The organism is Romboutsia sp. 13368, from assembly GCF_018336475.1.
Taxonomy (GTDB): domain Bacteria; phylum Bacillota; class Clostridia; order Peptostreptococcales; family Peptostreptococcaceae; genus Romboutsia.
On sequence record NZ_CP048741.1, the window covers coordinates 1,522,720 to 1,524,852 of the forward strand.

General features: G+C 24.8%; 3 protein-coding genes. All 3 read right to left on the minus strand.

Features of this window, described 5'->3' with window-relative positions; all coding sequences use genetic code 11:
* Window positions 1-34: 34 nt before the first annotated feature.
* Complete coding sequence (locus tag G3997_RS06145; RefSeq protein ID WP_296644483.1) at window positions 35-787, minus strand: esterase family protein; 753 nt, start codon at window positions 785-787, stop codon at window positions 35-37.
* 320 nt (window positions 788-1,107) lie between these two features.
* Window positions 1,108-1,287, minus strand: a complete 180-nt coding sequence (locus tag G3997_RS06150; RefSeq protein ID WP_296644485.1) for a hypothetical protein — start codon at window positions 1,285-1,287, stop codon at window positions 1,108-1,110.
* A gap of 102 nt (window positions 1,288-1,389) precedes the next feature.
* A partial coding sequence (locus tag G3997_RS06155; RefSeq protein WP_296644487.1) for a hypothetical protein occupies window positions 1,390-2,133 on the minus strand: 744 nt, incomplete at its 5' end.

A 2,133-nucleotide genomic window follows, 5' to 3' on the forward strand; every position in this document is an offset into this window, starting at 1 on the left:
AATTAMTTTATCTTATTAATTATTTAAAAGTTAATTAAAGTATGTTCTCTAAAAAGTATGGTAATTGTATCCTCCACCAACACCAATCATGATTCACATCTTTACCCCATAAATCAACCCAAGCACTTATACCTTTTTCTTCTAATACACCTTTAAATTTCTTTAAGCTATAAATCATTTCATCTTCCCAAGCACCTTGTCCACAACATATTACTATCTTATTCTTTCTATACATATCGATAAATTCATGATTATATGGCATGTCCTTTACATATCTAATAGGTGAATTTTTATATGCCAAATCATTATAATAATCATAAAATGCAAAATCACTATCATAATAACCGCTAAGTCCAATACATCCATCAAATATATCTGGTCTTCTAAACATAAAATTAACTGCGTGCATTGCACCTAAAGAACATCCTACCGTTATAATTCCACTAGCATAATATCCATTGGAATTTTTGTTAATCTCAAATATTCTTGGAACTAGCTCATTTGTAATATAGTAATACCATTGTTCATGCATATATATTCTATGACCCTTATCACCAAAAGTATCAGACCATGTTTCTTTGTCTATACTATCGCAACAAAATAGCTGAACTTTACCACTATTTATTAAATGTTCTATACTCTGTACCAGATTAAAGTTTTCAAAATCATAAAATCTACCATCTTGTGAAGGAAAAGCTAAAATAGGTTTACCTCCATGTCCGTATACCTTAAATTCCATATTTCTATTTAAGCAATGGCTATATTCTTTAAAATACTCAGTTTTCATAAGTTCCCCCTAAACAATTTTTTAGATATAAAATTATAGTACAAGACCCTTATAAAAATTCTACTTTCTTAAGTAAAATTTTATTTTTATCTAAAAATTTTTTTATATAGCAATATTGCTTAATTTTTTACATTTTTTCTTGTGTTTACTTGAATCCTATATAATTAAAAATTGCTTAAGCTAAGTTGTTATATACTAACAAAAACTTTACATTACTAAATATATCCTTATAAATAAAAAACCGCTGATTAAATAATCAACGGTTTTTATGTAATAATTTCTATTTTTATCTATTCTATATTTAAAATAAGTAAAATTTATTATTTACATTTTTCTATGAATTCTTCTTGTGAAGATGCTTCTACTAACTCATCTCCAACATATCCTACGAATTCCATTCCACATTCACCTATACAAGTGTCCTCTATTTCTCTACCTAATAAAGCAGCTTTTAAATCTTCTACACTCATTCCTGAACACATTGAACATATTCTTATCATAATGAAACCTCCTATTAATTGTCTAAGTCTTTCTTATTTAATATATACACCATTTTTTTACTTTTTAAACAAAATTTTATTTTTTATTATAAAATCATCCATTTAATTATACTTTCTAGCATAAAAATCTATATTACTTGCTTTATAAGATTTTGTTAATATATCTTCTTCATCTATAGTAACAATCTCTTCTTTCTTCTTATTCTTTCTTTCAATCTTGCTTTCTTCATTCATATTTATAAGAATCATCAAGTACTCTTTAGGTATGTTATAAAAGCTAGATATATCATCATAACTTAATTTAAGATTTAATAGTTTTTCAATAACATCAAAATCAATAGCTTCACTATTATATTCTTCAAAATATTTATTATAAACACTAAAAAGCTTATATCTATTTATATTTAATTCTTTTGATATATCCTTTAGATTAAATCCTTTTTGTAACATATCTCTAACATTAATAGAAATATCTATTTCATTCTCATATTCTATATTTTTCTTTAAATCTATATCTTTTAAAAGTGCTATTACAGTACTCTCCTTACAATTATAAATTTTACTTATCTCCTTAGTTGTAAGTCCTAAATTTATCATATCATTTATATTTATTTTGCTAATATTACTTCCATGTCTTAAGGTATTGTTTTGATTTATTGTTATTACCTCTATTTTTGTAAGTCCTAAATATCTTGCTATTTCATCATATTTTTTACCATCATTTATCATATTTATGATGTCTTTTGCTAATCTCTTTTCTCTTATTTTTTTATATCTTATTGTTATTGTTCCCTCTGGTCTTTTTAGTTTCTTTATTACCAGAGGCCTCCCTACACTGCCTCTTTT